A 5,590-nucleotide genomic window follows, 5' to 3' on the forward strand; every position below is an offset into this window, starting at 1 on the left:
GGTTTACACGGTGTGGGGGTAAGTTGCGTTAACGCTTTATCTACACATCTAAAAGCCGAAGTTCACCGCGAAGGTAAAATATGGATGCAGGAATATAATATCGGTAAACCTTTATACGATGTTAAAGAAGTTGGTGAAACCGATAAACGCGGTACCATTGTAACTTTTAGTCCAGATGCTACCATTTTCACACAAACTACTGAATATAAATACGATACTTTAGCTGGTCGTTTACGTGAGTTGGCTTTCCTGAATAAAGGAATTAGATTAACCCTAACTGATGAGCGTGAGAAATTGGATGATGGTACTTTTTTATCAGAAGTTTTTGAATCAGAAGGTGGCTTAAAAGAGTTTGTTACATTTTTAGATGGAACACGTGCATCTTTTTTACCAGAACCGATTTATATCGATGGTATTAAAAATGGCGTTCCGGTTGAGCTGGCTTTTCAGTACAACGATAGCTACTCAGAAAATGTGCACTCGTATGTAAACAACATCAATACACATGAAGGAGGTACACACATTGCAGGTTTCCGTAGAGGTTTAACACGTACGCTGAAAAGTTACGCCGATAAATCTGGCCTATTGAAAAACCTGAAAATGGAAATCACCGGTGATGACTTTAGAGAAGGTTTAACAGCTGTGGTTTCGGTWAAGGTACAAGAACCTCAATTTGAAGGCCAAACCAAAACCAAATTGGGTAATACCGAGGTAATGGGTGCGGTTGATATTGCTGTTGGTGAAGCTTTAGGTGCTTATTTGGAAGAAAATCCGAAAGAGGCTAAAATGATCGTTAACAAAGTGATCTTAGCTGCTACGGCCCGTGCTGCAGCACGTAAGGCGCGTGAGATGGTTCAACGTAAGAGTGTAATGGGTGGTTCTGGTTTGCCTGGGAAATTGGCCGATTGCTCAGACAGTGATCCTGAAAAATGTGAAATTTATTTGGTAGAGGGTGACTCGGCGGGTGGTACCGCTAAACAAGGTCGTGATCGAAATATTCAGGCTATTTTACCACTAAAAGGTAAAATCTTGAACGTAGAAAAAGCGATGGAGCACAAAATCTATGAGAATGATGAGATCAAAAACATGTTTACCGCTATCGGTGTGAGTATTGGTACGCCAGAAGATGATAAAGCATTAAACCTAACTAAATTACGTTACCACAAAATCGTAATTATGACGGATGCGGATATTGATGGTTCTCACATTACCACTTTGATTTTAACATTCTTCTACCGTTATATGAGGGCATTAATCGAAGCAGGTTATGTTTACATTGCATCGCCACCGCTTTACCAGGTTAAAAAAGGTAAAGATTTCGAATATTGCTGGAATGATGTACAACGCGATGCAGCTGTACAACGTATTAAAGGTAATGGTAAAGAAGACAGCGTACACATTCAACGTTACAAAGGTTTGGGTGAGATGAACGCAGAACAACTTTGGGATACTACTTTAAACCCAGCTACACGTACTTTATTACAGGCTACTATTGAAAGTGCTGCAGAATGCGATCACACTTTCTCTATGTTAATGGGCGATGAAGTTGCTCCACGTAGAGAGTTTATTGAGCGTAATGCAAAATATGCGAAAATTGATGCTTAATTGAGCTGAACGCTCAAAGAAAAAGCTGATATCAAAATAAATGAACCCTTTTCAAGATTAAACTTGGAGAGGGTTTTTTGTTGGATCGTGGTGTAAGATGTTACCACCTTACACTATATTGAATTTTTCTAGTTTGGATAAATTTAATTGTCATAAGTCAGATGGAAACATCTGACTTCGCCCGAAAATAGGCTATTAATTTATTGCTATATTATGAATGTGTCGCGTTTTATTTTGTAAATTTATTTACACACAAATAAAATCAAAATGAAAAAAGCAGGAATTATTTTACTGCTATTATCGGGCTCGATAATAGTTAGTGCGCAATCACAGCGTAAAAGTCAAAAGACGCGTCCAGCGACTCAATTGTTGAAATTGAAGGTTATCCCTAAGCTAAAATCTTCAATGGATTATAAGACCTCAATAGCAATGCATCCCTATGTTACACATTCAGCTTTTAGTAGCCCCGGACATATTTCTACCATTGTTAATGCCAATGGAACTCATTCAACTGTGGTAAATAACGGGAATATGGCAACAATAGTTAATCCGGATGGCACGCACTCAACGGTGATCAAAAACGGCAACACATCTACTATTGTTAATCCAAACGGTTCACATTCTACTGTGATCAATAATGGGAGTACATCTGTTATTGTAAATCCTAACGCAACACATTCTACTGTAATTAATAATGGAAGCACATCAATAATTGTTAATCCAGATGGAACACACACTGTAGTCGTAAATTAATTTAGCAATATAAAAACAAAGCCATTCTGTTTACGAATGGCTTTGTATTACTATAAACCTTTCAAAATGACTGTGCTATCCAGTACAAGTACATTTTGATTAACTAACCATCTCAATGGATGAGATTATTTTATGGCAATGATTATTACAGAATGTAATATGACCCTACAGGTGCCAGTTCGGTTTGAGGTTTGTCCTCGTATATTTTATTGTCATCCAGCATTTGGCACAAATCTCTTTCGATAGTTCGGCAAATTGTTGTTGTCGGGGTATCTGTAGGTTTATTTTCAAAAGGATCCTGAAGATGCACCGCCATTTTTTCTACTAATAGGAAGAAGGCAGCTATGGCAACCACTAATGGAACTTCCATGTAACCAAAGTATTCAATTAAGCCAAAAGGCAGTAACACGATGAATAGATGGATAGACATGTTAATATATTTGCTATAAGTAACCGGAAAAACGGTGTTTTTTATTCTTTCCGATCCGCCCATGTGGTTGCATAAAGCTGTAATGGTTTTATCGATTTCTATTTGCTGATATTTATTGATCCAGCCTTCTTGCAATGCCTTTTTTAAGTCCATGGCGTGTAACTCCAATATTGTTGTAGTTACATTTTTACGTTTTTTAATAAAAGCGATTTCCTCTGCACACAGGTATTCTTCCAAACCTTTGCGTGGGTTAAAACCTCTTAGCGATTGACTTAAGGCATAACACCAGGCAATCTGCCTTTTTATAAAACGTTCTTTAAATGCCTCAACCTCATCTAAACCATAAGGATTTTCTACAAAAGATAATATCTGGCGCGACAGGGTTCTAGAATCGTTAACAATAGCACCCCAAAGAATTCTGGCTTCCCACCATCTATCGTAAGCCTGGTTAGACCGGAACGCCAATAGAAGTGAAATGATTGTTCCCAGCAGCGCTGGTACAGCTACAGGAATGGAAATGCGTGTAACATGAAAGTTTTCATACAATACCACAATACCTATAGAGTAGCCAATAACAAACAGGAGTTCTTTTTTGATCTTTCCGAATATATAAGTGAGCGGAATATTATTTCGTAACAGCATAGTATAAAGTTTAAAATGTGATAATTAAGCGTTTGCTTCTTGCAACTGTGTTTCGTATATTTTTGTGTCAATTAAATTTTCACTGGCATGAACAGTTAATGTATTTAATTGAATTACTTCGCAGCCTGCACGTTCTGTTAATATTTTAGGGTCGATGCTATACTTGTTGATCGGCGTAAAATTGTATTCTTTCAAGTAGGCAATGCGCTCTACATCAAAAGCTTCGATAAAGTTTTTGAAAGCGGCTACTGTACTTCCGTAAAAATATTCGATTCCAATGGCATTGATCTGACTAGGGTATTTTGCCTTGGCCTGATTTATCTGCTGATAAAATTCGTCGCTAACATTTTCGTAATCGCGGCTGCGGCGACTCAACATTAACATATCGGTTATAGAATCCGATAATTTAAAGGAAAATTATTTATACAAGTTTAGCGTGATGTTATTATAGCGAAATAAGAGTAAGATTAGAATGAGATTAGAGTGTACTACCTTTTGGAGTGGCTGTAAGTTTGGTTAACTGTATAAACTGGTTAATCGGTTAATTGTACCATTAGACTAGTAACAGTTAACCAGTTTTAACGATTTAAACAATTAACCATTAAAACGAACTAACTTTTCGTCGGCAATAAAACCTTAATCTCAGTACCAACCCCTTCCTGCGATTTAATAGCAATACTACCTCGGTGTAAACGGATAATATTCAATGAAAGCGGTAAGCCAACGCCATATCCCTTAAAATCATTGGTATTAGATGCACGATAAAAGGGTTCGAATATATGCTGTATATCTGTTTGCGGTATTCCGATTCCCCTATCTGTTACAGCAATTGAGAGCATATTAGCATTGCTTTCGATACTAATGCTTACCAGATTCTCATTTGAGTATTTACAGGCATTGTTTACAATATTGCTGATGGCAAGCTTAATCAGGTTTTTGTTTACCCGCAGGGTTAGTAATTCTTCATCATCAGGGAGTTTGGTAAAGTCGATTTCTATTTTACTGTTGGGATGTACCTGGTTAACTGATTCTTTAATTTCCCATAACAATTCGTCCATCCGTACCTCTTCCCAGGGTTGGTTTTTTCCATTAAATCCAGATTGTGCCAGACCCAGTAAACTGGTTAAGATATGCTCTAATCTTTCTGCCTCGTCTTTAATTTTAGATAAAGCTTTGTGTTGTTTAGGGTTATCTTCAACGGTTTTCATCGCTAGTTCAACCTCGCCACTAATAATAGTTAAAGGTGTTCTTAATTCATGCGAAGCATTGCTGATAAAGTTATTTTGTGTTTCGAAAGCCGTTTCTAAACGGTTAAGCATATTGTTAAAGGTTTGGGCCAACTGCGACATTTCATCGTTGCCTTCTTTTACATCCAGTCTTAAGTGCAAATTTTCTGCTTTTATCTTTTTTACGCTCTTAATTATATTTCTTAAGGGCATTAACATGTAATTAGAAAATTTCCMGCCAACTACAAAAGATAAAACAACAGAAAGAAAAAAGCCAATAATCAGGATTCTTTGCAGGTCTTTTAGCTCCCGAAAGCCGAAAGGATCATTTGCAGAAACAATCACTATATATCCTTTATGTGGATTTTTAAAGATTTTTCCAGCGTAAAAGTGATTCTCAACACGATAGCGTGCTACATATCCGGCATTTATGCGGTTATAAAAACTAGCTGGTAGCTCTCGGTCCAATTTATTGGTTGGTTTTCCAGCTTCAATGATATACTCTTTTTCTGAAGGCAGGCGCTCAAGGTATTGGTTACGCATTTTAGCGTAAACCTTATTGTTTTCGTCTTCGTACAATTTAATCTGGGCAGCAATATTAACCCTGGCCTCTAAACGTTTATAAAAATCTTCAAAGGCGAAGTCGTTAGAAAAATACCAAACAAAACCACTTAATAAGGAGATAATAATTGCCGATAAAATGGCGAAAAGTAAAGTGATTTTCTTGGCTATCTCCATTTATTTTTCTTTTAATATGTAACCCAAGCCTACCACAGTGTGAATGAGTTTCTGATCGGAATTTTTATCTATTTTTTTGCGAAGATAATTAACATAAACATCAACCACATTGGTGCCAAGGTTAAAGTCGATGTCCCAAACGTTTTCTAAAATGTCTATCCGCGATAAAATTTTTGATTTGTTTTTGGCCATATAC

6 protein-coding genes are annotated in these 5,590 nt (G+C 36.9%); 2 read left to right on the forward strand and 4 right to left on the reverse strand.

Going from position 1 to position 5,590, the window contains the following annotated elements; genetic code table 11:
- Positions 1–1,605, forward strand: a 1,605-nt coding sequence (locus AC1DPQ_RS20725; RefSeq protein WP_477610734.1) for a DNA gyrase subunit B, incomplete at its 5' end; no start/stop codon positions are given.
- 405 nt (positions 1,606–2,010) lie between these two features.
- Complete coding sequence (locus AC1DPQ_RS20730; protein WP_477610735.1) at positions 2,011–2,358, forward strand: hypothetical protein; 348 nt, start codon at positions 2,011–2,013, stop codon at positions 2,356–2,358.
- A 145-nt stretch (positions 2,359–2,503) separates the two neighbouring features.
- On the opposite strand, the gene AC1DPQ_RS20735 is transcribed toward AC1DPQ_RS20730, so the two are convergent.
- The 4 genes from AC1DPQ_RS20735 to AC1DPQ_RS20750 all read right to left on the reverse strand — a co-directional run.
- A complete protein-coding gene (locus AC1DPQ_RS20735; RefSeq protein WP_057932456.1) occupies positions 2,504–3,430 on the reverse strand; it encodes a bestrophin family protein in 927 nt (308 codons plus the stop codon).
- A 24-nt stretch (positions 3,431–3,454) separates the two neighbouring features.
- Positions 3,455–3,808 (reverse strand): hypothetical protein, encoded by a 354-nt coding sequence (locus AC1DPQ_RS20740; RefSeq protein ID WP_477610736.1) that lies wholly within the window; start codon positions 3,806–3,808, stop codon positions 3,455–3,457.
- A 233-nt stretch (positions 3,809–4,041) separates the two neighbouring features.
- On the reverse strand, positions 4,042–5,394 hold the full coding sequence (locus AC1DPQ_RS20745) for an ATP-binding protein (RefSeq protein WP_477610737.1): 1,353 nt from the start codon (positions 5,392–5,394) through the stop codon (positions 4,042–4,044).
- The coding region (locus tag AC1DPQ_RS20750) for a winged helix-turn-helix domain-containing protein (protein WP_477610738.1) at positions 5,395–5,590 on the reverse strand (196 nt) is incomplete at its 5' end.

This window comes from Pedobacter sp. 01T416_2 (assembly GCF_056398925.1).

Coding starts and splice junctions, on each gene's coding strand:
- AC1DPQ_RS20730 (WP_477610735.1), top strand. CDS start 2,011: ATGGATTATAAGACCTCAATAGCAATGCATCCCTATGTTACACATTCA.
- AC1DPQ_RS20735 (WP_057932456.1), bottom strand. CDS start 3,430: ATGCTGTTACGAAATAATATTCCGCTCACTTATATATTCGGAAAGATC.
- AC1DPQ_RS20740 (WP_477610736.1), bottom strand. CDS start 3,808: ATGTTGAGTCGCCGCAGCCGCGATTACGAAAATGTTAGCGACGAATTT.